This is a genomic window from Flavobacterium sp. FlaQc-47 (assembly GCF_044006475.1).
Classification (GTDB): Bacteria; Bacteroidota; Bacteroidia; order Flavobacteriales; family Flavobacteriaceae; genus Flavobacterium.
In genome coordinates this window covers 823342-848752 of the sequence record NZ_JBIPCQ010000001.1, presented here as the reverse complement: position 1 = coordinate 848752, position 25411 = coordinate 823342, and the positions used below count along the sequence as shown (strand labels likewise).

Here is a 25411-nt window from a genome sequence, read left to right as displayed (position 1 = left end):
CAATAGCAATGGCAATTACAATAACAATTTTCTAAAATTGAAATTGATTTTTAAAATTGATATTGCCATTGATTTTTGAAATTGACATTGAAAATGTACGCAATACTAGACATAGAAACCACTGGAGGCCAGTTTAACGAAGAAGGAATTACCGAAATCGCCATTTATAAATTTGACGGTCATGAAGTAGTCGACCAATTCATTAGCCTTGTCAATCCTGAAATTCCGATTCAGCCTTTTGTGGTGAAGTTAACCGGAATAAATAATGCTATGTTGCGTTCTGCCCCTAAGTTTTTTGAAGTTGCCAAACGAATTATCGAAATCACTTCTGATTGTATTATCGTAGCGCATAATGCTTCATTTGATTATAGAATCTTACGCACAGAATTCAGACGTTTAGGTTACGATTTTGAAGCCAGAACACTTTGTACAGTTGAACTTGCCAAAAAACTAATTCCGGAACAGCCCTCTTATAGCTTAGGAAAATTAGTCCGTGCACTTGGAATACCAATGGCAGACAGGCATCGTGCTAGTGGTGATGCAATGGCAACAACAAAGTTGTTTAAAATGCTTCTTGAAAAAGACACTGAAAAAACTATTGTAAAGGATTTTATAAAGCTGGAAGTAGAAAAAGGAATTGCCCCAAGATTTTTAGACCTTTTAGCTCAGATGCCAACCAAAACCGGTATTTATTATATTTATAACGAAGGTGGAAATCTGATTTATATTGGCAAAAGCCAAAATATCAAAAAGAGAGTCAATCAGCATTTTACCGGAATTACAACTAAAAGTAAAAAAATTCAAGCCGAAGTTTTTACCATAACGTATGATGAAACCGGAAGCGAACTTATAGCTTTATTGAAAGAAAGTCAGGAGATAAAAATAAACCGTCCCAGACATAATCGTTCACAACGAAAAACAATTTTTCAATATGCCTTATATTCTGAAAAAGATGCAAATGGCTATTTAAATTTAAAACTTGAAAAAGCAGACGGTCGAAAAAAGGAAATTACTTCGTTTGCAACTTTACAAGAAGGCAAAAATGCACTTTTTAAATTCACTGCAAAATACCATTTGTGCCAAAAACTAACAGGATTGTATCAAAGCAAAAAAGAATGTTTTCAATATAAAATAAAAGAATGTGATGGCGCGTGCAAAGGGGAAATTACACCCGAAGTATACAATGCCAGAGTACAAGAATTTATATCCGAAAACAGTTTCGATAATAAAAGTATGATCATCATTGACAGAGGTCGAAATGTCAATGAAAGAAGTGCTATATTAATAGAAAACGGAATTTATCAGGGATATGCTTTTTATGATCTAAATTATCAAATTACAAATATTGATATCTTAAAAAATATTCTAATTCCAATGCAACACAATCGTGAAGTAAAGAATATTATTCAAAATCACATTCGTAAAAGCAAATCGCTTAAAATTCTACATTTTTAACACAACAAAACTTTCATTATCTTCGTGGATATGAGAAAAACAAAATCAAAATACGAAGTCTTCAGAGAACAAATCAAAATCATTCTATATGGCACCAATACCATCTTAGGACGAATGTTCGATTTAGTTTTACTGGGATTGATACTATTGAGCGTCATTTTAATCATGATGGAGACCGTTCAGGGAATCAATCAAAAATATCACTACCAGCTTTTGATTTGTGAATGGGTTATCACCATATTTTTTACTATCGAATACATTTTAAGGATAATTTCAATTCAAAAGCCAGTTAAATATGTTTTTAGCTTTTATGGAATTATTGATTTACTGGCCGTTTTACCTATGTATTTGTCCATATTTTTTCCGGGAGCAAGTATTTTGTCTATTGTAAGAGCGTTGCGTTTCTTTCGATTATTCAAAATTTTGCACATTCCACAAATATCACATCAATCTGTCCAACTTCGCGAAGCAATTGAAGCCAGTAAGGAAAAAATTCTTGTATTCATTTATTTTGTTCTTATCAGTACAATAATTATTGGTTCAATAATGTATTTGGTCGAAGGCAGAAGTTCTGGTTTTACAAGTATTCCAATGAGTATTTATTGGACAATTGTAACTTTAACAACAGTAGGATATGGAGATATTTCTCCACAAACTCCTTTAGGACAATTTATTGCCGCTTTAGTAATGATTTTAGGTTACGGCATTATAGCCGTACCTACAGGAATTGTAACCGCAGAATTTGCAAAAAGCAGCCTTAGAAATAATGCGGTAAGCACTAAAAAAACATGCAAAAATTGCAACTCACAAGTACATTTTGACAGCGCAAAATATTGTTATGAATGCGGAACCGAATTACCAAATAATTAATATGAAGGAGCTTTTCCAGCTGTACATTACAACTCCTTCTTATCTTTGTTGTTTTTTTAAGGCATAAAAGGAGCTTCTAAAGTCGCTCTTTTATCCCAAAAAAAACTAACAAATATAAGTCCGGGGTTTTCACTCCCATCTGGGCTAAAAAAATATGAAACACTTAATTACCATCGTCGGACCAACAGCTATAGGCAAAACCGCCTTAAGTATTGCTCTGGCACAACATTTTAAATGCGAAATAATATCTTGTGACAGTCGTCAGTTTTTTAAAGAAATGACAATTGGCACTGCAGTTCCTAATCAGGAAGAGTTACAAGCAGCAACACATCATTTCATTCAGAATAAATCAATTTTCGAAAATTATACCGTTGGCGATTACGAAAAAGAGGCGCTTATTAAATTAGAAGAATTATTTCAAAACAATGATTTTGCGATTCTTATTGGGGGTTCAGGATTGTATGTTGATGCCATTTTAAAAGGATTTGATGAATTTCCTGAAATAAATCCTGAAGTACGTTACGAGGTAAATTCTAATTACGAAAAACTCGGAATAGAATACCTGCAAGAGCAATTGCAAAATTTAGATCCTGATTATTACCAAAAAATAACATTAGAAAATCCACAAACGCTTCAAAACCCACAACGAATGATGCGTTTTGTAGAAGTTTGTATCGGAACTAAAAAACCATATTCCTCTTTTCTAAATCAAAAGAAAAACAACAGAAACTTCATTCCTATTTTAATTGGTCTTGAAGCCGAAAGACAAACTATTTATAATCGTATCAATCAGCGTGTTGACATAATGATGAACGAAGGTTTATTAGAAGAAGCTAAAACTTTGTATCCTAACAAAGCGTTAAATGCGCTTCAAACCGTGGGATATCGAGAATTATTCAGTTATTTTGACGGATATTTCTCACTAGCTTTTGCTATCGAAGAAATCAAAAAAAATACTCGACGTTTTTCGAAAAGACAACTTACATGGTTCAAGCGAAATGAAGCCACAAAATGGTTTGATTACGCAACGAATAAAAAAGAAATAATAGAATATGTAGAAAATTCACTAAAGTAAAGTCTTTTTTCTATATTCTTTGCTCTATTTTCTAAATCAATCTAAAATCAACAATTTAAAATCTAAAGTTACCAATGCCTATATCACCTAATTTCACATCTGTTTTAAGCAAAGACTGGGAAATCAATTTTACTCAATGCACTCCAAACGGTTTTTTAAAATATACTGACTTGTGTAATATTTTACAGCTTACCGCCGCAGCACATTCAGAAGTTGGGGGAATCAGCTTTTTTGATATGCAGGAATTTCACCAAGCATGGGTTTTAAGCCGAATGCGAGTTGAAATTAGCGGTTTACCAAAATGGCAAGATGTTGTAACAGTTAAAACATGGATTAATAGTTTAGAAAATTCACGTTCTGTTCGTGCTCTTGAAATGTATGTAAACGGCAAAAAAATAGTGGGCTGCGAAACCTATTGGGCTGTATTTAATACACAAGCACGCCGTCCGGAACCTCTGGCTTTGCCCTACGAACATTTCGAATTGTTTCCAGATAATCGCGCTACAAATGAGGGATTCTCTAAAATTAATATCAATCACGGCAAGGAAGCGATTTTTGAAAAAACAGTTTATTTATCAGATTTAGATATCGTTAATCACGTAAATAATGTAAAATATTTAGAATGGTGTCTTGACCATGTTGATGAAAAAAGAATCTTAAAACAAGAAGTAAAAAGCTTTGAAATGAATTTCATGAAAGAACTTTCCTTAAAAGATCAGGTTGTTATTCATGAAAGTGAAGATGATGATCATACAACCGCAACATTCAGCATTACAAAAGGAGAAAAAACGTGTTTTGCGCTAGAATTGCACTGGAAATAAATTGCCCACAGATTTACGGATTAAACGGGTTTACACCGATTTTATTTTGGATTCGTGAACATTCGGGGAATTAGTGGCAAAAAAAAAACAAAAAATGATGCCCTCAAAATATCGAATAATAATTAATCCATTAAAATTTGTGTAGTCCCTATGGGACAAATATCCTTTTTAACACATTTTCTACCACATGTAATCTCTACGATATACCTCTCAAAATTGCTTTTAAATTTTATACAATACTCCGTTAGGAGTTAAATGTTGGTAGAAAACAAATTGCACAACAATAAAAATGTCCTGTAGGGACTATAGATGAACATTCCATAAGATGAACAAAAAGACAAATAAAAAGCGACACATTTCATATCCTGAATGCATCGCTTTTTAATTTTAATCAAAATCACTTTGATTTCTTTTTAGAATCTTTTTTTGATTTCTTAGGCTTTTTTTATCCTTTATCAAATCAATTTTACCTTTAATTCTTTTTTCAATTTTAACAATATCAGAATCAAAAGCGAACTGTAAAGTAGCAAGTTTTGCATTTTTAATTTCCGCTAATGCATTTTTAAACTCGTGCTGCGCTTCAAACAGAATCGCTTTCTTGACATAGATTTCAGATTTGTTTATCCCTTTTATAGTCAAAGCAAAATCAATGAGTTTTTCTGCTTCTTCATAATCTTCATTCAATATTAAAGTCTGAATATAATACGCATATACTTCAAGTGCATAAATATTTATGGATAAAGCTTCCTGAAAACAGCATTTTGCTTCCTCATAATTCAACAATTGTTCTGCCTGAATTCTTCCGTACAAACACAAAACCATTGTATTTTTTGCATCATAAGAAAACGCATAATCTAAAGATTCAATCGTTTCTTCAAGCGAATACGGATAACTATCCAAAGCCTGAAAAAGGTATTTATCAATTGTTTTCATTTCGTAAATTGGTTTTTAATTGCTGACGAGTTCCTTTGTAGCTTTTTTCGACTTTATTCTTCTTAAAGTCCGATCCGCTAAAAACCCTCACAGGATTCCCACGCTGAATATTCAACTGGTTTTCCCATTGTTTCCCAACATGATTTTTAAGCTGTTGCAAAGTTTCGCCTTCTAGTTTTTTTAATAATCTTTCTGTGGCCAGTTTTTTGTTTTGGTGCTGCGACCGGCTGTCCATAGATACAACTGTAATTCCCGTAGGAATATGTGTTGCTCTAATAGCTGAGCTTACTTTATTGACATGTTGCCCGCCCGCTCCGGAACTTCGCATTGCCTGATAATGAATATCATTTTCTAAAATTGATGTATTCTTTTGCGGTTCAATCTCAAAAATGCCAATAAACCAATTTTTACGTTTGTGCATTTTCCTAAACTGACTCTGACCAATCCATTGAATTGTTCCAATCCAGGAATTAGCAAAAATATCGGCATTCTTTCCTTTTACAGAAATAGTTGCTGTTTCAATCGTTCCGTTTTCCTGCCCTACTTCTCTTTGAAGCAAAACAGTTTCTAAACTTTGATCCTGAGCTTCATCCAAAACTTTTTTAAGCACTTGGGCAACCACCCAAGTGCATTCTGCGGGTCCGCGACCCGCTGTTATCTGAATTATTTTTTCCATTTTTAATTTCTTTTATCGGTCCATTCTAACAATTTTTGGAGTGAAAGTTCCAAGAACTTCAACCAAATCTGTTTGATTTCCCATTACTTTTGTAATGTCTTTGTACGCCATTGGCGCTTCATCAATATTGCCGCCAATTAATGTTACATCATTAGCTTTCAATACTTTTTTAATCTCACTTTGAGTAAACGTAGCTTTACATTTTGCTCTTGAAAATAAACGTCCTGCTCCATGTGAAGCCGAATTTAAACTTTCCGCATTTCCTTTGCCTTTTACAATATATCCAGGAGCTGTCATCGATCCCGGAATAATTCCTAATTGGCCTTTTTCAGCTGGGGTAGCACCTTTTCTATGCACGATACATTCCATTCCGTTTACCATTTCTTTCCAGGCAAAATTGTGGTGATTTTCAATTGTTACCACTACTCTTTTCCCTATGGCTTTAGCAATTCTTCTATGAATATCATCGTGACAAGCTTTTGCATATTCTCCTGCGAGATTCATTGCCAACCAATATTCCTGTCCGTCATGTGTGTTCAAATCTAACCACGCTAAATGCTGAACATTTTTAGGTAACGGGCATTGTTTTGTTGCCAAATACGTATAATGCTTTGCGATATTTGCACCTAAGCCACGTGAACCACTATGAGATAAAACTGCAAAATATTCGCCTACACCTAACTTCCATTCGTTTTCAGGATTATCAATTTTTGCAATACCAAATTCTACAAAATGATTTCCTCCTCCAGAACTCCCTAACTGTTTATAGGCTTTTGGCAAAAGATTTTTTAATAACGGAATGTCCTGAAATTCACTTTTGTAAAAAACTTCGTGATCTGCTTTTGTGGCATGTGTTTCATTCATCCCGAATTTTGTATTGTCTTTTAATATTGCCTGTAACTGATGTTCTTTTCCTTTGAAATAGGAAGCAGGCAAATCAAAAATCGATAAGCTCATTCGGCAGCCAATATCAACGCCAACTCCATATGGAATTACAGCATTATCTGTGGCTAAAACACCACCAATTGGCAATCCGTAACCTGAATGAGCATCAGGCATTAAAGCTCCTGCAACGGAAATAGGCAATTTTAAAGAATCATACAATTGAAATTTTGCTTGTTGGTCGATTTCGTTTTCTCCAAAAATGGCAAAAGGAACTCGGGTGGTTTTTAGCTGATGCATTCTTACGTGAACTGGGTTTATCAATCCTTCGGCGACTTTTCCCCAGGTTCCGTGTCCTTCAAACTTTTCAGGATGAAGTAAAACCTCCTTGGCTTCTGTTAGAATAAATTCTTTTTTCTCTCTTTTTCTATATCTGTTTATTTGCCCTAAGGCTATATTTATTGAATTATTTTTTGGAAAGCCTAATTTAATCAGGTCTTTTCCGGATAATTTATTTCCCATGATTTATATCATTTCGTCTACATACTGTTGATACAATACAGGCAGACTTTTATTTTTAATTGGGTTTCTCTCTCTTGGGTTTTCATCTTGATAATAACTCCATCGATACGAAAAACCATCTACTAATTTGTTTATTTTATATCGCAAATTAAGATTCGTAATGTAATTGTCCAGAATCTGAATTTCACTTTCCAAAACTGCATCGACCATTTTAGTATGCGTTATCATGTTAGGTCTAACGCGCATTACATAACGCCAGGGATCACTAAATACATAATGAATTTTATAGCGTTTACAATTAGGACACCAGTGTTCACTTTTATAAAAATGCGTTTTTTCTTTTTCCTTCAACGTTAGTTTTGGACTTCTCCATTCTGATTCAGAAAACTCTTTTACTGTCTGAAGTTTTTCAACATATACATGTTTTCTTCTCCTGTTTTTCTTTTTCTTAAAAGATTTCTCAGAAGAAAATTGTACTGTATTTATCTTTTCCAGCAATACTTTGTAAAACGAAGATTCGGTTGATCTTGCTATATCTTCTCTAAGTACAAAATTGCGCTGCCATCCTTTTTGATAAGGAACTGCTAAAGGAACTAAAGGTAATTCCTGCCGTTTTTTCCAGAGGGCGACTTCAAGCTTTCTTATTTGAATTAATTATTTTTCAAAATCGTCTTTTACTAATCTTTTCTTTGTTCTTATATTTTTTAAGCGAGAGCACAAAGCATACTCACCTGCTGTATAATTTTCCATAAAAAATTATAGTGCATTAAATTAATAGCCAAAACAGGCTATACCATTTTATCCGTAAGGATAAATTATAAAATCGATTATTCGGGAAAATTTGAAGTGTCTAGAATAAAAAAAGCCCGAAACTAAATGTCTTCGGGCTTTTTTATATATCTAAAAATGAATTTCTAAGATTGAAATAAGCCACGAAGAAGCGCTGCACCAAATTCATTTGGTGTGAAGCTTTGAGATGATGATGTAAGTACAAACATTTTTCTTCGTTATAAAAGGGTTATTAATTTTTTCGTCTGCAAATATTGTGAATTGTTTTTTGATTTTCCAAATTATTATAGAGAAAATCTTTGTAAAAATTAATTACTATATCTTTTGAATCGTAAATAAACACATTACCTGTCTGAAAACTAAAGCCCTAGCCATTATTGAAGCGGGATCATTTTTCTTGCTTCTTTAGCAAGAAAAGATATAGCAGACAGCAGGAAATAGGTCCTTAACATTAAAATTACAATCTTTTAAATTCCAATTTTACGTGATGTTTGTCATTTCGACGGAGGAGAAATCACACTAATGATTCTATAAAGATTGGAAGCTTTTAGAAACGGAGTTTCTCGTGTGATTTCCGTCTAAATGATAAGATTGAGCTAACAATGATTTTAAAAAATATCAAGCACAAAAAAAGCCCTGATTTCTCAGAGCTTTTTTATGTTTTTTGTTTTGTGAATTTTGTTTATTCTGCAACTTTGCTTTTAACAACTAATCTAAAACCTTCACCGTGAATGTTTAAAATTTCAACATCTTCATCTGCTTTTAGATATTTTCTAAGTTTAGCGATGTAAACGTCCATACTTCTTGAAGTAAAGTAGTTGTCATCTCTCCATATTTTTGTTAATGCTAATTCTCTTGGCATCAAATCATTTTCATGAAGAATCAACATTTTTAGTAATTCGTTCTCTTTTGGAGAAAGTTTTATTGGCTCGTCGCTTTCGAATGTTAAGAATCTAAGTTTTGAATTTAAGTGGAATTTACCAATATTAAATTCAAACTGAACTTGTTCCGCTTTTGTATCCGCAGATTTTCTTTGAATGATAGCTTTAATTTTCATCAATAAAACTTCTGAATCAAAAGGTTTATTAAGGTAATCGTCAGCACCTGCTTTGTATCCTTTTAGCACATCTTCTTTCATAGATTTAGCTGTTAAGAAGATAATTGGCACTTCGCTATTCTTTTCTCTAATTTCTTTGGCTAAAGTATAACCATCTTTATAAGGCATCATTACGTCAAGAATACATAAGTCATACACATCTTTCTTGAACTTCTCAAAACCTTCCATACCGTTTTTAGCTAAAGTAACTTCAAAGTCATTTAACATTAGATAATCTTTAAGAACTGCCCCGAAATTAAGGTCATCTTCTACTAAAAGTATTCTTTTGTTATTATTTTCCATATTTTAATTTATTAATGGTATTTTTATTATAAAGGTGCTACCTTTTCCTTTTTCGCTTTCTACATATACTTGACCATTATGGTCTTCAACAATTCTTTTTACATAAGCCAGACCTAAACCGTGTCCTTTTACATTATGTAAATCTCCGGTATGTTCTCTATAGAATTTCTCAAAAACTCTTTTTTGAGCTATTTTACTCATACCAAGACCATTATCTTTTATTTTTATCAGAATCATGTCTTTGACATTTTCCGTAAAAATCTCTATTTCCGGAATATTAGGCGAATATTTTATCGCATTTTCTAAAATATTAACCAACACGTTTGTAAAATGCACTTCGTTAATCAGTGAAGTTGTTCTTGCAGCATTATAGTGCTTAACAACTGTTCCGTGTCTGTCTTCTAAAATTAAATTTACATGTTCAATTGCATCATCAATTATATCATGAATTGCAGTTGGCTCTTTTATAATATCTAATTCTCTTTTTTCCAATTTAGAAATTCGAAGAACATTTTCAACCTGAGCATGCATTCTTTTATTTTCATCCCGAATCATTTGCAGATATCGAAATACTTTTTCCTTATCTTCAATAATTTTAGGATTCTTAATCGCATCAAGTGCTAAATTTATGGTTGCTATTGGTGTTTTAAATTCATGCGTCATATTATTTATAAAATCTGTTTTGATTTCAGAAATATGTTTTTGACGCAGTAATTGATTCAACGCACTTGTGTAGGCAACAATTATAATTAATGTAAAAATTATCGACAGTATTGTGATACTTAACAATTCAGACAATAAAAATTTCTTTTTATGAGGGAAAGTAATAAATAATTCATATTTACTATTCCCTTCATTATCAGTATAAATTGGCACGTGGTAACTTGCATCTTTATCATAATGAAATCCATCAGACTTTACCTTTGTCGCAAGACCACTATTAAGAACACCATATTCAAATTTGGTTTTTACACCATATTCTTCTAATTCTTTCTTTAAAAGTTTTTGAAGTTTATCTTTTGTAATTCTTCCTTCTATAGGTGTCAGTGAAGCAACATCTTTATATTGAATTTGCTGCTGAACTTTATTTAAGATGTCTAAACTACCTGATTTTTCAATCTTGAGATCCGGAATAATACTTTGACCTAAAGCACTATTATCTATTCCGTTATTATTGTTATAAACTTCTGTTACTCTTTTTGAACTAAAATTTTTAAATCTTTCACTACTGAATTTTTTATTAAATAGTGAACCATTTATATCATAGTCTTCAGATGTAAGAGTGTTAGAATAAACTATTGTTTTATTTGTTTTTGTATTTCTCTGAACATAAAGAACTTCTAACAGATCTTCTTTTTTGGGAGTTTTACCTGTACTGTCTTTTATGCGATTGTATTTGTCATAAAAACTGTATTCTTCTTGCTGTTCAAGTTTATCAGCTACATTACCAATAACTTGTGTAACGTGGTATTTAAATTGTTCATCGTTATTTTTAAACGAGGAGTTGAACCAATATACTTGTACCAGAATAATCCCTATTAAGGACAAACTCATTAGTAAAACAAGTATTCTAAAAAATAATTTATTCATCGCAACAAAATTAATATTTTAACAATATACTAAATAATACATTAACCAAATATTAACATTTAAGACTGATTTTGTTTTATATTTAAAATTTTAAGAATTTTAACAACTTCTTCTTTAGCAATTTTAAGATTACTGTTATTAATTACAAAATTGCTTAAAGAAATCCGTTTTTCATCATTCCATTGCATTTTCATTCTGCTTAAAACTTGCTCGCGTGTGGTATTATCTCGCTTAACGACTCTTTCTATTCTAATTTCTTCCGGGGCAGTAACTGTTATGATGACGTCGCATTCTTTATAACGACCACTTTCAAACAAAATTGCAGCTTCATAAATAACATACTCATGCATTTTATTTTGCTGTAGCCAAAATTCAAAATCTTCTTTCACGGCTGGATGTACAATTGCATTTAATTGTGCTAATTTATCCTTATCGTTAAATACGATTTCAGCGAGTTTTGGTCTGTTTAAAATTTCATTTTCAAAAATCGAATTACCAAAAGTTGTTTTTATCTGTTCAATAATCTTTTCAGACTGCATTACTTTTTTAGCTTCATCATCAGCAATATATAAAGGAACTCCCATTTCTGCAAAATAGTTTGCGATTGTGGTTTTACCACTTCCTATTCCGCCTGTTAAGCCAATAACTTTTGTCATATTATACTTTAAAAAAACATACGAGGAAAAGCTTCTTGTGGTTTTTTCTTTAAAAGAATAATTTTTATGAAAGATTTTAAAAAACCTGTTCCATAACCATAAAACTGTTTCCATACTGCAATTACAGATAAGTATCCAATTTTTATGCTTTTATTCTGAACACTGGCTGTAAGAAAAATTATAACGAAATATACAAAATATAATTGTAATAATAAATCAAAATTGAATATTAATAGTAAAAAAGCTAATAATAACCCTAAGATAAAAACTGAAGGAAAGAAAAAAGTGAGTTTATTATGTTCCGGATACCAACTGTTTAAAATAGGTCTTGCGATACCAAATTTATTTACCTGAACTGAGAATTTTTCCCAATCAATTCTGCGTTTATGATAAACATATGCCTCTGTAAACAATTTGGTTTCAAATCCTAAATTCCACAAACGTATGGAAAGATCAGGATCTTCACCAGGATGAATATTTCCAAAGCCTTTTGACGCTTCAAATGCTCTTTTTGAAATTCCCATATTAAAACTTCTGGGCTGAAATTTATTTATTTTTTCAGAACCGCCACGAATTCCTCCTGTTGTAAGAAAAGAGGTCATTGCAAAATTTATCGCTTTCTGAATATCAGAAAAACTATCTAATGCCTTGTCCGGTCCTCCAAAACAATCCACGTAACCCGCATTCAAAGCTTTTCGAACCTCTGTCAAATAATTAGTCGGAATGATACAATCAGAATCGAAAATGATAAAGTAATCACCTCGTGCTTTTTGCATTCCGAAATTCCTTGAATCACCAGGTCCTGAGTTTTCTTTAAAATAATATGAAATATTTAGTTTTCCCTGATAGGTCATCACCACATCTTTACATGGTATTGATGATCCGTCTTCAACAAGAACAATTTCAAAGGCTTCATTATAATCAGATTTTGAGAGACTTTCTAAAAGTTCATCAACTTCATCTGGGCGATTATACACGGGTATAATTAAAGAAAAAATCATAACGGGATGTGCGGTATTAAAGTGGCAATTTTTAAATTTCAAAATTTTAACAAAGATATGTTATATTAACAAAAAAACCATTCGCCGTAGCGAATGGTTTTACTATATAATGGTATTTTTTTCTTTATTATTTGATACTTTCAATTTCAACAACTTCATTTGTATCGGCTGCGTAATCTACTCCGTCAAATTCAAATCCGAAAAGATTCAAGAAATCATTTCTGTATCCGGCTAAATCTCCAATTGCAGGTAATGTTTCAGTTGTAGCTTCTAACCAAAGTTTAGCCACTTTTTCCTGAACATCATTGCGCATTTCCCAATCATCGATTCTGATTCTTCCTTTTTCATCCACAGGCACATCTGAACCTGAATACAATCTGTCTTTAAACAAACGTTGGATTTGCTCAATACAACCTTCATGAATTCCTTCTTCTTTCATGATTTTATACAAAAGAGAAATATATAATGGAATTACCGGAATCGCTGAACTTGCTTGTGTAACTAATGCTTTGTTTACAGAAACGTAAGCCTTTCCTCCTATTGATTTTAAACTGTCTGTGATTGAGAATGCTGTAGCTTCTAAATCATCTTTTGCGCGACCAATTGTACCTTTACGGTAAACTGCTTCTGTCAATGATGGCCCAATATAAGAGTAAGCAACTGTTGTAGCGCCTTCTGCCAATAAATTTTCAGCTTTTAAGGCGTCAATCCACATTGTCCAGTCTTCACCGCCCATTACAGCTACAGTATTTGTAATGTCTTCATCATTTGCCGGAGCAATAGAAACTTCCGTTACATTTCCTGTGTGAAAATCTACTGTTTTGTTTGTAAAAGTTTGTCCGATTGGTTTCAAAACTGAACGATGTAAAACTCCTGTCACAGGATGTTGACGTACCGGAGAAGCTAAACTGTAAATTATTAAATCAACCTGACCTAAGTCTGCTTTGATTAAGTCTAAGGTTTGTCTTTTTATTTCGTTAGAAAAAGCATCTCCATTGATACTTTTTGCATATAAACCTGCTTTGTGAGCTTCTGTTTCAAATGCAGCAGAATTATACCAACCCGGTGAAGCTGTTTTTCCTTCAACTGGTGGTTTTTCAAAAAACACTCCAATAGTTGCAGCATCAGATCCAAAAGCACTTGTAATTCTTGAAGCTAATCCAAAACCTGTTGAAGCACCAATAACTAATACTTTTTTTGCACCGTCAATTGGTCCTTTTGATTTTATATATTCTATTTGATTTTTAACGTTTTGCTCGCTACCTTTTGGGTGTGATGTCAAGCAAATAAATCCTCTCATTCTAGGTTCTATAATCATATTTTTATTATTTCAATTTTTATTTTGAGCTAAATTTTTATTGTTTCGATACACAGTAAAGTATCTTATTTTATAATTTTTCCAACATTATCCCTTACTACAAGAATATCGATTTTTTTATCTTTACATTCAATTTTAGTTCCGTTGTACTTTTCAATAAGCAAATTTAAATCTTCACATTCTCTAATAAAATCAAATTCCTTTTTATTAACATCAAAAACAACTCCTTTTAAGCTATTTAAGTTAGCTCCTATCGTTCCTCCAACTGCTCCGCCGCTTCCATAAGCAAATGCTTTTGACCATTGATTTGCAAACGGACCTTCCAGATATAAAAACTTACCATCATTTAAAACCCTATGATAAGAATTTGGATTATCACCATCAATATTTCGGTCTTCCTTAGAAGAAAATTGATGAAAGTATCTCTGCTGAATGTAAAGGCTTCCGTTGTAAGATATTGCAAAGTAATCCGTAATTCTCACGTTGTTTCTTTTCCAGTAGAAAAAAACCTGATCGACTACTATCTCTTTTTCTATTGACTTTCTTGTATAACCAACAATATTTTTTCTTTCCAATGCATCTCCCATGTAGATAAATTTCTTTTCGAGAAAGTCTTCAAATGTTTTATACACTCCTTCAGGATAATCTTTTGTCAAATACAAATTACCAACATTAGTTTCAGAAGATTTTGAGTCTGATGTTGTGTTTTGAATTAAATCCTGTGCGTTTACATAACTCACAAAAAAATATAAAATACAGGCAATATTTATTTTTTTCAACATAAAATTATAAATGTTTAATCATTAAAGTTAGTCAAGCAAATATAATTTAAATATTTAATTTAATAATGCTTTAGCATGATTTAAAGCCGAATCTGAAACTACTGCGCCTGATAACATTTGGGCAATCTCTATAACTCTTTCGTCCTGAGACAGAAGCTTTAATTCTGATTGGGTATCATCATCAACTGTAGATTTGAAAACTTTAAAGTGTGAATCTCCTTTTGCTGCAATCTGAGGTAAATGTGTAATGGCAAAAATTTGCATTGTTGCACTCATTTCTTTCATAATCTCTCCCATTCTTATTGCAATTTCTCCGGAAACTCCCGTGTCGATTTCATCAAAAATTAAAGTAGGTAATTTTGAATATTGTGCCAGAATTGCTTTTACAGCTAACATAATACGAGACATTTCTCCTCCTGATGCTACTTTTTTAAGCAATCCGAAATCGGTTCCTTTATTCGCAGAAAATAAAAATTGTAATTCTTCTTTTCCGTTTTGAAAATAAGTTTCTGATGGTAGAAGTTCCATATTAAAACGAACATTCGGCATTCCTAAAGTTTCTAAAATTGAAATCAATTTTTGAGATAAAACCGGAATTGCATTTGTTCTGTTTTGATGAATTGTTGCTGAAAATGCATCTAATTCAATTACTCTTTCCTCTATTGATTTTGACAAAGCAGCAATTTCTTCTTCGATATTATCGAGTTCAAGAAGCGTATTTCCTAAAGTAGCCTGAATTTCAATCAATTCATCTACAGAAGTTACCTGATGCTTTTTTTGCAGATTGTAAATCAATTGTAATTTCTGACTTACTAATTCTAGTTGTGCAGGATCATTTAATAATTTTTCAGAGGAATTTTGAAGTTCTCTTGAAACATCATCAAATTCGATTGCCAGACTTGTAATTCTTTCAAATATTGCTTGATATTCAGGTGAAAAAAGTGCTATTTTCTGTAAAGAAGTTTTTATTTCATTTAAATTATGAAACACTCCAAATTGTTCTTCGTTTGCAATTACAAGAGATTTATCAAGTGCTTCTTTTATAATTTCAACGTTATTTAATTTTTCATAATCTGCTTCAAGTTCTTCCTGTTCCCCAGATTTTAGTTTAGCACTAACCAACTCATTTAATAAGTACGTATTATATTCCTGCTCTTTTCCTGAATCACTTTGTTTTTTTAATAAAGCATTCAGTTTAGATTTATCGGCTTTGTACGCTTTTAATACTTTTTGATACGATTGAATAGTATCAAAATTATTTGCGATAGCATCAATTATTTTGAACTGGACTCCTTCATCTGAAAGTTCCTGCGTTTGCTGCTGGGAGTGAATATCAATTAAAAACAAACTCAAATCTTGCAATTCCTGAAGATTTACGGGACTGTCATTTATAAAAGCACGAGATTTTCCTGAAGGTAAAATCTCTCTTCGAATAATGGTATCGTCTTCGTAATCGAGATCATTTGATTCAAAAAATTCTTTCAGGTTATATTTTGAAATTTCAAAATGCGCTTCAATAACGCATTTCTCTTCTTTATTTTTTAATGAGGTCAAATCAGCTCTTTTACCTAAAACTAATCCTATTGCCCCTAATATAATTGATTTACCTGCACCCGTTTCACCTGTAATTATAGAAAAACCTCTTGAAAAATCGATGGTAAGTTTTTCAATCAGAGCATAGTTTTTAATCGACAAGGACGTTATCATAAGGAAATTGTGTAAGTATAAATGTTATTTAAGATAGTGAAAAAATTGAAAAATCAATTAAAATTTAATCTGTGACCATTTAGTAGAATTCAAAGGCGACACTTTGTTAAGTACATCTGTTAAGTCACCAACAGGAATACTGGGTCCTCCTGAAAATATGGAAACGATTTCATCTGATTTTGCATCAAAAAAGACTCTTGTCAAAAACGCATTTGGTTTAACTGAATTCAGTTTTCCAAGAATAATTACTGCTGCTTTTACTTTTTCTTTTGATGTTTTCAGATCCGTACTCATTCCGTCTAAGCCTGTGTGATAAGCATACATAACCTGACGTAAATCACTGTACATTGGCGAAACCATATCATTTATTAGATAATATCGGTTTTGAACTCCATCAGATTGGCTCCAGCCTTTTGATCCGCCTTGTTGTGCAACATTGGCAATGTTTTGAGCCGTTTCAAGATATTGATTTCCTGCTCCCATTTGAAATGTATCAGCATCCATCGCTAAAATTAAATAGCTGTAAAAAGAAACTACTGAAACTAAATTCGAATCGAAAGTCGTTGGATTAAATAATAAAGGTTCATATTCAGTATATCTGAAATTGAAATCTTTATCATTGTAATTTAATACAGGTGACGAATATGTTGAATTAAAAATTAATCTCGAAGATTGTACCTGAATTGTCCCGGTAAATTGATCTGAACTATTCGATGATAATGTAATATACATCGAACAATTGATTCGTTCGTTTTGCTTTAGAACTGATCCTGTCCAGTCTGTTTTATTGACAAATTCAGATAAAGATGTCTGAAGAGTTTTAAATACCTGTTGATTGGGATTTGGTAATCTTTCTGTATTAATAGTTACGGTACAATTTAACTGTTGTGCCTGTGTAAAGCCAAAAATAAAAAAAACTAAAAGTGCAACTATTTTATTCATACGAAAGGTAATTTGGATTAACCACAAAAGTAATACTATTCTTTCTTTTGTTTTCTATTTTAACTCATTTATGATTTCACAAAATGCAAAATCACTTTGTCTAAAATATCAATTGCCACAGATTCTTTTGATTTTAATTCCATTGGTTCAATTTTAAAATTCTGATCAATAAAAGTCACTTTATTGGTTTCTTTTTTAAAACCTGCTCCTTTATCCTGTAAGGAATTTAAAACAATCAAATCTAAGTTTTTTTTCTGAATTTTCAACTTAGCATTTTCAATTTCATTTTCTGTCTCTAAAGCAAATCCTATCAAAAACTGATTTTTTTTGATGGCTCCAAGTGATGCTAAAATATCTTTTGTTTTTTCCAGTTCGATAGAAAAATCATCAGATGCTTTTTTAATCTTTTGTAAAGCTACCACTTTAGGTTTGTAATCTGCTACAGCTGCTGCTGCAATAGCTACATCAACATCATTAAAATGTAAGTGACATGCATCATACATGTCCTGAGCCGAAATCACATCAACAACTTCAATCAATAAATTCTTAACTTTATAATGTGTTGGTCCTGAAATCAAAATAACTTCTGCACCTAAATTAGCTGCCTGATTTGCAATATCAAAACCCATTTTACCTGAGGAATGATTTCCTATAAAACGTACAGGATCTATTACTTCGTATGTTGGTCCGGCAGTAATTAATATTTTTTTTCCTTTTAGGGGTAATTTACTTTCTAAATCTGCTTCAAGAAAAGCGATAATATTTTCAGGTTCAGCCATTCTGCCTTCACCTGATAATCCGCTTGCTAATTCACCATTTTCAGCAGGAATCATTACGTTCCCAAACTGTTTTAAAGCTGTAAAATTAGATAAAGTTGATGCATGCTTGTACATATCCAGGTCCATTGCCGGAGCAAAATAAACGGGACATTTAGCTGATAAATAAGTAGCAATTAAAAGGTTATCGCAGTTTCCTGTTGCCATTTTAGATAATGTATTGGCTGTTGCAGGAGCAATTAACATTAAATCAGCCCAAAGTGCTAATTCAACGTGATTGTTCCAGACAGCGTCCTCATCATCCTGATTAAAGAAACTGGAATGTACCGGATTTTTTGATAACGTTGATAACGTAAGTGGAGTTACAAAATCCTTAGAAGCAGGTGTCATTATCACTTGGACATGTGCACCTGCTTTTATAAAGAGTCGTACTAATGAGGCTGTTTTATAGGCTGCAATTCCACCAGAAACACCCAGTAAAATTTTCTTCCCGTTTAAAACTGACATTATACTTATATATTATTTGTTTGAACTTCTGTGGTAAGTTTTACCGTCTAACCATTCCTGAACTGCTAAAGCGTGTGGTTTAGGCAATTTTTCGTAAAATTTAGAAACTTCAATTTGTTCTTTATTTTCAAAAACTTCTTCAAGACTGTCATTGTAAGTAGCAAACTCTTCTAATTTCTCAGTTAATTCTTTTTTAATTTCAGAATTAATTTGATTTGCTCTTTTAGCCATAATGGTAATTGCTTCATACACATTTCCTGTTGGCTCTTCAATAACTGTTTTATTGTAAGTTATTGTATTTACAGGAGCATTCGTCTTTTTTAAATCCATGACTTTATTTTATTTAGTAAATTTTTGTAAATCTGTTTCCACTCTGGCATTCATTTCGTCTGCCTGTTTTTTATATTTTGTAGCGCTATTAAACTTAATCAAGTTATTATAAGCCACTTTTGCAACATTTAAACGTTCTTGCATTTTTGCAGGAATACTGTTTATTGCCAATTTATAGGCTGAATCGTATTTATAAAACAACGCATCTTCTTTAAAAGGTGTTCCTGGAAAATCTGCGATAAAATTATCAAATGCAATTAATGCTGATTTATAATCTGAAATTGTATTGTATCCTTTTGCGTTTTCGTATGCTTTTTTCTCTAATTTTCCGTTTAGCACTTTCACTGCTTCGTTAGCCTGAACAATGTATTCTGAATTTGGATAATTATCAATAAATGCTTGTAATTTTTCTAATGCTTTTACTGTATCTGTTTGATCTAAACTATAAACAGGTGCTAGTTTTGAATAACTGTACGCTCCTAAAAATGCAGCTTCCTGTACTTTTTCACTACGTGGATAACCTGAAACGAAACTTTCAAACTGATATCCTGCTAAATAATACTGTTTTGATTTATAATAAGATTGTGAAAACATGTAAAACAGTTTCTCTGCCTGAGGTTTACCTCTGTAAGAAGGTGCCAGTTGTTCAAAAAGTCGAATGGCTTTTGAATATTTACCCGCATCGTACATTTTTGTTGCCACATCAAATTTGGCTGCAACATCTTCGTTTTTCAATGCTTTTTGGTATTCACTACAAGAACAAAAAAGGACAACAACAATTAATAGAGATACTATTTTTTTCATTTTCTTACTTTTATTATGATTTCTTAGACAATTATGCCAAAGCAAAATCACACCGAAGTTCCGGTGGCAAATTTAGTTATTAATTTAGCTACTACAAAATATTTTTTGGTATAATAAAATACCGGCAATCTTACTCCTATTTTATGCTGTTTTTTACAAATTCATTCAATCTGTCTGCTAACGAATCATCTACGGTAACTAATGGCAAACGTACTGTGTTATCAGCAATACCAAGGGCTTGAAAGACTTGTTTGATTCCGGCAGGATTTCCCTGTTCAAAAATCATATCAATACAATCTGCTAAAAAGTATTGTGTTTTAAACGCTTCATTTACCTTTTTATTTAATCCCAAACGAATCATTTCTGAAAATTCTTTCGGAAAACCTTGTCCAATAACTGAAATTACTCCTGCTCCACCTGCCAAAACGATTGGTAAAGCAATCATATCATCTCCTGAAATTACAAGAAATTCTTTTGGTGCATTTTTAATCAATTGCATCGCCTGCACGATATCTCCTGCAGCTTCTTTTATAGCTACTACATTTTTAAAATCATTAGCCAGACGAATTACTGTTGAAGGCAACATATTGCTGGATGTTCTTCCCGGAACATTATACAATATTACCGGAATTGGTGAAGCTTCGGCAATGGCTTTAAAATGCTGATAAATCCCTTCTTGTGTTGGTTTATTATAATAAGGAGAAACAGAAAGAATGGCTTCAAAAGCTGAAAAATCTCTTGTTTTTAATTCTTCTACGATTTGCATTGTATTATTACCTCCAACTCCAAGTACTAAAGGCAATCTTCCTTTATTTGTGTCGATTACAGTAGTAATAACCAATTCTTTTTCGTCTTGTGTCAGGGTTGCATTTTCTGCTGTTGTTCCCATAACTACAAGATATTCAACCCCTCCGTCTATCGAAAAATTAACGATTCGCTGTAAAGCTTCGATATCTATTGAAAAGTCTTTTTTAAATGGAGTTACAAGGGCAACACCAGTTCCTATTAATGATTGCATATTCTGATTTATATTTTATTTTATACTCTTTAAATACTTAAACAGTTCGTGAACGAATAGTTTATAATTTTCTATAGCGGTATCTATCATCCATCGATTTAAATTTTTATCTACAGATGCAAACCCTACTTTAAATTTAGCTTTTGATTTACTGGTTATCATCATCAAAACGGATGTTTCAATAGTATAGTAACTGATCAAAAGATCAAATTCTGTTTCTGTAAATTCATTTAAAAAATCTGCTGTAATTCCTCCGTTCCAACTGATGTCTTTATTACCAAATGTAGGCAGGGAATACGTTTCTTTTTCCTTTAATTTACTTCGATACACAACAATTTTTATATTTTTTGGAACTATTCCCTGCGAGACTAATTCCTTTATTATATCTTCTGAATGATTAAAATTACCTTCATCAACCAGTAAACCAATTGTTTGTATGTTGCTTGTAAAGACTTCGTTTTTGACATTATGCAAGTTATTTTTTAATGATTTTTTTACAAAAAATTCCTTTATATAATTTAAAAACATAGTACTTTTGCCAGATTACAAAATTAATTATTTAAGTCGCATTTAAGATGGTAAAACTAAAAAAGTATAACGGATTTTTGAAACTTTTTGTTATATTCTTAACACTTTTTTTTATAACTTCTTGCAGTCAGAAGAACTACAATTTGACGAAGATAGAAGGAAAACAACTTCCAATCAATGAAAAAGGTGCTGAAACTCCTTCAATTGAAAATTTCATTAAACCGTATCGAGACCATATTAATAAGGATTTAGACAGCGTTTTAGCGTATTGCCCTGAAACTCTTGATAAAAGTACAGGTAAATGGCAAACCAGTATTGGAAGTCTTTTAGCAGATGTTTGTGTTGAAAGAGGAAATATTGTTTTTAAAGCACGTGAGAAAAAAACTATAGATTTATGTTTATTGAATCATGGCGGTATCAGAGCCATTTTACCTAAAGGAAATGTGACGACGAGAACTGCTTTTGAAATTATGCCTTTTGAAAATAATCTGGTTGTAATAGGATTAAAAGGAGAACAAATTCTTGAAATCACAGCTTATATTATTAAGGTACAAAAAGCGCAGCCTTTATCAGGAATGACTTTTACTATTGCAAAAGATAATAAGGCTAAAAATATTCTGATTCAGGGGAAACCTCTGGATTTAAATAAGGTGTATTATGTGGCTACAAATGATTATTTAGCAAATGGTGGTGACAGCATGTCTTTTTTCGCAAAAGGTGTGGAGAAATTTGACCTGAATTATAAACTTCGAAATGTATTGATTGATTATTTTAAACAAGTTGATACAATTCCTGTTGCAAAAAATATCAGAATTACTGAAGAATAATATTAAGAGAAAAAGTCTGCCACGAATTGCACGAATTTGCACTAATTACTATTAAAAAAATTCGTGGAAATTTGTGCAATTCGTGGCAAAAAAATCAATCAATTACAATATCCCTTTCCGCAAAAATATATAAAATGAAAAGAAGAGAATTTATCGAAAAAACAGCTGCAAGTACAGCCTTATTAAGTTTAGGGTTGTCACTAAGCAGTTTTGAAACGAGCGATATTAAACACTTAACGATTCTACATACTAATGATGTTCACAGCCATATTGATCCTTTTCCGGCTGATGATCCCCGTAATCCCAATAAAGGCGGTGTTTCGAGAAGAGCTGCACTAATTGAAACTATTCGTCAGGAAAATCCAAATGTTCTTTTATTAGATGCAGGAGATATTTTTCAGGGAACTCCGTATTTTAATTATTATGGTGGCGAACTTGAATTTAAATTGATGAGTATGATGAAATATGACGCATCAACAATAGGAAATCATGATTTTGATAATGGTCTTGACGGATTATATGCTCAAATGCCTCATGCTACTTTTGAATTTATCAATTCCAACTATGACTTTAAAAATACGGTTATGGACGGTCTTGTAAAACCGTATAAAATTTTTAAGAAAAACGGAATTAAGGTTGGTGTGTTTGGTGTAGGTATTGAACTTGCAGGATTGGTTGACAAGCAACTTTACAAGGAAACAGTTTATAATAATCCTATAGAAGTGGCGCAGGATATGACACAATTATTAAAAAAGCAGGAAAAATGCGATTTAGTAATTTGTCTTTCGCATTTGGGATATAAATATAAGGATGAGGAAGAAAAAATTTCTGATTTAAAATTCGCTGAACTAACTCAGGATATTGATCTGATTATTGGCGGACACACGCATACATTTTTAGATAAACCTACAATTGTAAAAAACAAAGCAGGACAAGATGTATTGGTCAACCAGGTGGGTTGCTACGGAATCAATTTAGGCCGTATCGATTTTTATTTTGACAAAGATAAAGCGCACACTAATCAGGGAAGATCTATTATTGTATAAAACCTTTTTTTGAATTTTGGCTTTTTCTAAAAGTATTCTACTTAAAGAAATAAGCCAAAATTTGAATTATGTACCGTATTAAACATTAAAACAGTTTATTCGCTTTCATTTAATTTGTTTATAAAATCTTCTTCAGATAAAATTGGAATATTTAGTTTGTTGGCTTTTTCTAATTTTGCCGGTCCCATATTATCTCCTGCAACTACAAAATCAGTTTTGGCAGAAATTGAACTTCCTACTTTACCTCCATTATCTTCGATTGCTTTCTTTAAATCATCTCTTGAAAATTGTGCAAATACGCCTGAAACTACAAATGTTTTCCCAACGAATTTTACGGTGGCATTTGGGTTAATTTTTTCTACAATTTCAAATTGAACGCCGTAAGTTTTTAAACGCTCAATAATTTTTTGATTTTCTTCGTTTTCAAAAAATTCGATTACACTTTTTGCAATTCGTTCTCCAATTTCATCAACCAGAATCAATTCCATTAAAGAAGCTTTGCTTAATGCCTCTATATTTTTATAATGTTTGGCTAATTTCTTCGCTACGGTTTCTCCAACAAAACGGATTCCGAGTGCAAAAAGAACACTTTCAAAAGGTATTTCTTTGGATTTCTCCACTCCGTTTACCAGATTTTCAGCTGATTTTTTTGCCATTCTTTCTAAATGCAAAATATCATCTACTTTCAATTCATATAAATCGGCATAATTATGAACGAGATTATTCTTAAAAAGCAAAGCAACTGTTTCTCCGCCAAGACCTTCAATATCCATTGCTTTTCTTGAAATATAATGCTGGATTCTGCCAATAATTTGCGGAGGACATCCGTAAAAATTAGGGCAATAATGATTGGCTTCTCCTTCATTTCGAACTAATTCAGTTTGACATTCCGGACAATGTGTGATGTATTGCGTTGGTTCTGAATTTTCTGGACGTTGTGTCAGATCTACAGCGATAATTTTTGGAATAATTTCTCCTCCTTTTTCTACAAAAACGGTATCATTTATTCTGATATCTAATTTTGCAATTTGATCTGCGTTGTGTAAGGAAGCTCTTTTTACAATTGTCCCTGCTAATTGTACAGGTAATAAATTTGCTACTGGCGTTATTGCTCCGGTACGACCAACCTGGTATGTAATTGAATTTAAAAGAGTTGAAACTTGTTCAGACTTGAATTTGTAGGCAATTGCCCAGCGAGGAGATTTTGCAGTATAGCCTAATTCTTCCTGATGCTGAATGCTGTTTACTTTTATCACTACGCCATCTGTTTCATATGGTAATGTATGACGGTGCGTATCCCAATAATCAATGAAGTCAAAAACTTCCTGCATATTATTGACCAGTTTAGCTTCGGACGGTACTTTGAATCCCCAGTTTCTGGCTGATTCTAATCCTTCAAACTGTGATGAAAAGGGTAAATTATTTCCTGTAACAAAGTATAACAAACATTCTAGCGGACGTTTTGCAACCTCAGCGCTGTCTTGTAATTTTAAACTTCCAGATGCTGTATTTCTGGGGTTTGAATAGGGTGTTTCTCCAATTTCAATTAATTCCTGATTCATTTTTGTGAAACCTGCAAATGGCAGAATAATTTCACCGCGTATATCAAATCTTTCCGGATAATTCCCTTTTAGTTTTATCGGAATCGATTTTATGGTTTTGATGTTATTGGTTACCTCATCTCCCTGAAAACCATCGCCTCGTGTTAACGCCTGAACCAGTTTTCCGTTTTCATAGGTAATACTTATTGATGCTCCGTCGTATTTTAGTTCGCAGGTATATTGCAAGTTAACATTCCCTAAAACTCTCTGGATTCGGTTTTCCCAATCCAGTAAATCTTCCTTAGAATAGGAATTATCTAAGGAATACATGCGATATTGGTGCGCAATAGTTTTAAAATTCTTTGTTACGGAACCACCAACGCGTAATGTTGGAGAATCCTCATCAAAAAATTCAGGATGTTTAGTTTCTAAATCCTGCAGTTCTTTTAATTTAATATCAAAATCATAATCAGAAATTGTGGCATTGTCCAAGACATAATAATTGTAATTATGTTGATTAAGTTCGTCTCTTAAAGTCTGAATTGTTTCTTGAATACTCATAAAATATTAAAATACTGGAGGTTGTGTTTTAGAATAACTGAATCTCAAAATTAGG

At 32.2% G+C, this 25411-nt stretch carries 24 protein-coding genes; 6 read left to right on the top strand and 18 right to left on the bottom strand.

The annotated features are described in order from the left end of the window. Positions 1-93 precede the first annotated feature (93 nt). The 4 genes from ACHRVX_RS03465 to ACHRVX_RS03450 all read left to right on the top strand — a co-directional run bounded on the left by ACHRVX_RS03465 (position 94) and on the right by ACHRVX_RS03450 (position 4221). Complete coding sequence (locus tag ACHRVX_RS03465) at positions 94-1455, top strand: exonuclease domain-containing protein (protein ID WP_395329227.1); 1362 nt, start codon at positions 94-96, stop codon at positions 1453-1455. A gap of 30 nt (positions 1456-1485) precedes the next feature. Further along, positions 1486-2325, top strand: a complete 840-nt coding sequence (locus tag ACHRVX_RS03460; protein ID WP_395329224.1) for an ion transporter — start codon at positions 1486-1488, stop codon at positions 2323-2325. 154 nt (positions 2326-2479) lie between these two features. Next, positions 2480-3400: a tRNA (adenosine(37)-N6)-dimethylallyltransferase MiaA gene (miaA, locus tag ACHRVX_RS03455; protein WP_395329221.1), complete on the top strand. Its 921-nt coding sequence runs from the start codon at positions 2480-2482 to the stop codon at positions 3398-3400. A gap of 74 nt (positions 3401-3474) precedes the next feature. Continuing rightward, positions 3475-4221, top strand: a complete 747-nt coding sequence (locus ACHRVX_RS03450; protein ID WP_395329218.1) for an acyl-[acyl-carrier-protein] thioesterase — start codon at positions 3475-3477, stop codon at positions 4219-4221. Between the two features lie 387 nt (positions 4222-4608). Here the strand turns inward: ACHRVX_RS03450 and ACHRVX_RS03445 are convergent, their stop codons facing one another. From ACHRVX_RS03445 to ACHRVX_RS03365, 17 genes are all read right to left on the bottom strand, one after another. Then, positions 4609-5154, bottom strand: a complete 546-nt coding sequence (locus ACHRVX_RS03445) for a hypothetical protein (protein WP_395329215.1) — start codon at positions 5152-5154, stop codon at positions 4609-4611. Further along, positions 5141-5830 (bottom strand): peptide chain release factor H, encoded by a 690-nt coding sequence (gene prfH, locus ACHRVX_RS03440; protein WP_395329212.1) that lies wholly within the window; start codon positions 5828-5830, stop codon positions 5141-5143. The genes ACHRVX_RS03445 and prfH overlap by 14 nt, the downstream gene beginning before the upstream one ends. Before the next feature lie 12 nt (positions 5831-5842). Continuing rightward, positions 5843-7234: an RtcB family protein gene (locus ACHRVX_RS03435; protein WP_395329210.1), complete on the bottom strand. Its 1392-nt coding sequence runs from the start codon at positions 7232-7234 to the stop codon at positions 5843-5845. Positions 7235-7237: 3 nt separating this feature from the next. Continuing rightward, positions 7238-7732: a hypothetical protein gene (locus ACHRVX_RS03430; RefSeq protein ID WP_395329208.1), complete on the bottom strand. Its 495-nt coding sequence runs from the start codon at positions 7730-7732 to the stop codon at positions 7238-7240. A 973-nt stretch (positions 7733-8705) separates the two neighbouring features. Then, positions 8706-9422: a response regulator transcription factor gene (locus tag ACHRVX_RS03425; protein WP_065449593.1), complete on the bottom strand. Its 717-nt coding sequence runs from the start codon at positions 9420-9422 to the stop codon at positions 8706-8708. Between the two features lie 3 nt (positions 9423-9425). Then, on the bottom strand, positions 9426-11012 hold the full coding sequence (locus tag ACHRVX_RS03420; protein WP_394776599.1) for a sensor histidine kinase: 1587 nt from the start codon (positions 11010-11012) through the stop codon (positions 9426-9428). 59 nt (positions 11013-11071) lie between these two features. Beyond that, a complete protein-coding gene (gene coaE / locus ACHRVX_RS03415) occupies positions 11072-11668 on the bottom strand; it encodes a dephospho-CoA kinase (RefSeq protein WP_395329204.1) in 597 nt (198 codons plus the stop codon). Between the two features lie 8 nt (positions 11669-11676). Then, a complete protein-coding gene (locus ACHRVX_RS03410; protein ID WP_395330279.1) occupies positions 11677-12669 on the bottom strand; it encodes a glycosyltransferase in 993 nt (330 codons plus the stop codon). Positions 12670-12796: 127 nt separating this feature from the next. Next, positions 12797-13987 carry an enoyl-ACP reductase FabV gene (gene fabV / locus ACHRVX_RS03405; protein ID WP_395329201.1) on the bottom strand — a complete coding sequence of 397 codons (1191 nt, stop codon included), beginning with the start codon at positions 13985-13987 and terminating at the stop codon, positions 12797-12799. A gap of 65 nt (positions 13988-14052) precedes the next feature. Continuing rightward, positions 14053-14769 (bottom strand): hypothetical protein, encoded by a 717-nt coding sequence (locus ACHRVX_RS03400; RefSeq protein WP_395329198.1) that lies wholly within the window; start codon positions 14767-14769, stop codon positions 14053-14055. Between the two features lie 54 nt (positions 14770-14823). Continuing rightward, positions 14824-16476, bottom strand: a complete 1653-nt coding sequence (gene recN / locus ACHRVX_RS03395) for a DNA repair protein RecN (protein WP_395329195.1) — start codon at positions 16474-16476, stop codon at positions 14824-14826. A gap of 57 nt (positions 16477-16533) precedes the next feature. Further along, entirely contained in the window at positions 16534-17418 is an 885-nt protein-coding gene (locus ACHRVX_RS03390; protein ID WP_395329192.1) for a DUF4835 family protein, read from the bottom strand. A 68-nt stretch (positions 17419-17486) separates the two neighbouring features. Continuing rightward, positions 17487-18701, bottom strand: a complete 1215-nt coding sequence (gene coaBC / locus ACHRVX_RS03385) for a bifunctional phosphopantothenoylcysteine decarboxylase/phosphopantothenate--cysteine ligase CoaBC (RefSeq protein ID WP_395329189.1) — start codon at positions 18699-18701, stop codon at positions 17487-17489. Positions 18702-18713: 12 nt separating this feature from the next. Beyond that, positions 18714-19031: a DNA-directed RNA polymerase subunit omega gene (locus ACHRVX_RS03380; protein ID WP_008463064.1), complete on the bottom strand. Its 318-nt coding sequence runs from the start codon at positions 19029-19031 to the stop codon at positions 18714-18716. 9 nt (positions 19032-19040) lie between these two features. Then, a complete protein-coding gene (locus ACHRVX_RS03375; protein WP_395329186.1) occupies positions 19041-19835 on the bottom strand; it encodes an outer membrane protein assembly factor BamD in 795 nt (264 codons plus the stop codon). Between the two features lie 136 nt (positions 19836-19971). Continuing rightward, positions 19972-20853, bottom strand: a complete 882-nt coding sequence (gene dapA / locus ACHRVX_RS03370; protein ID WP_395329183.1) for a 4-hydroxy-tetrahydrodipicolinate synthase — start codon at positions 20851-20853, stop codon at positions 19972-19974. Between the two features lie 15 nt (positions 20854-20868). Further along, on the bottom strand, positions 20869-21381 hold the full coding sequence (locus tag ACHRVX_RS03365) for a DUF6913 domain-containing protein (RefSeq protein ID WP_395329180.1): 513 nt from the start codon (positions 21379-21381) through the stop codon (positions 20869-20871). 47 nt (positions 21382-21428) lie between these two features. Between ACHRVX_RS03365 and ACHRVX_RS03360 the strand changes: the two genes are divergently transcribed. Next, positions 21429-22208 carry a 5'-nucleotidase C-terminal domain-containing protein gene (locus ACHRVX_RS03360; RefSeq protein WP_395329177.1) on the top strand — a complete coding sequence of 260 codons (780 nt, stop codon included), beginning with the start codon at positions 21429-21431 and terminating at the stop codon, positions 22206-22208. Between the two features lie 134 nt (positions 22209-22342). Next, positions 22343-23254 carry a bifunctional metallophosphatase/5'-nucleotidase gene (locus tag ACHRVX_RS03355; protein ID WP_395329174.1) on the top strand — a complete coding sequence of 304 codons (912 nt, stop codon included), beginning with the start codon at positions 22343-22345 and terminating at the stop codon, positions 23252-23254. A gap of 95 nt (positions 23255-23349) precedes the next feature. Here ACHRVX_RS03355 and ligA read toward each other — a convergent pair whose 3' ends face one another. Then, on the bottom strand, positions 23350-25356 hold the full coding sequence (ligA, locus tag ACHRVX_RS03350) for an NAD-dependent DNA ligase LigA (RefSeq protein WP_395329171.1): 2007 nt from the start codon (positions 25354-25356) through the stop codon (positions 23350-23352). Between the last annotated feature and the right edge of the window lie 55 nt (positions 25357-25411).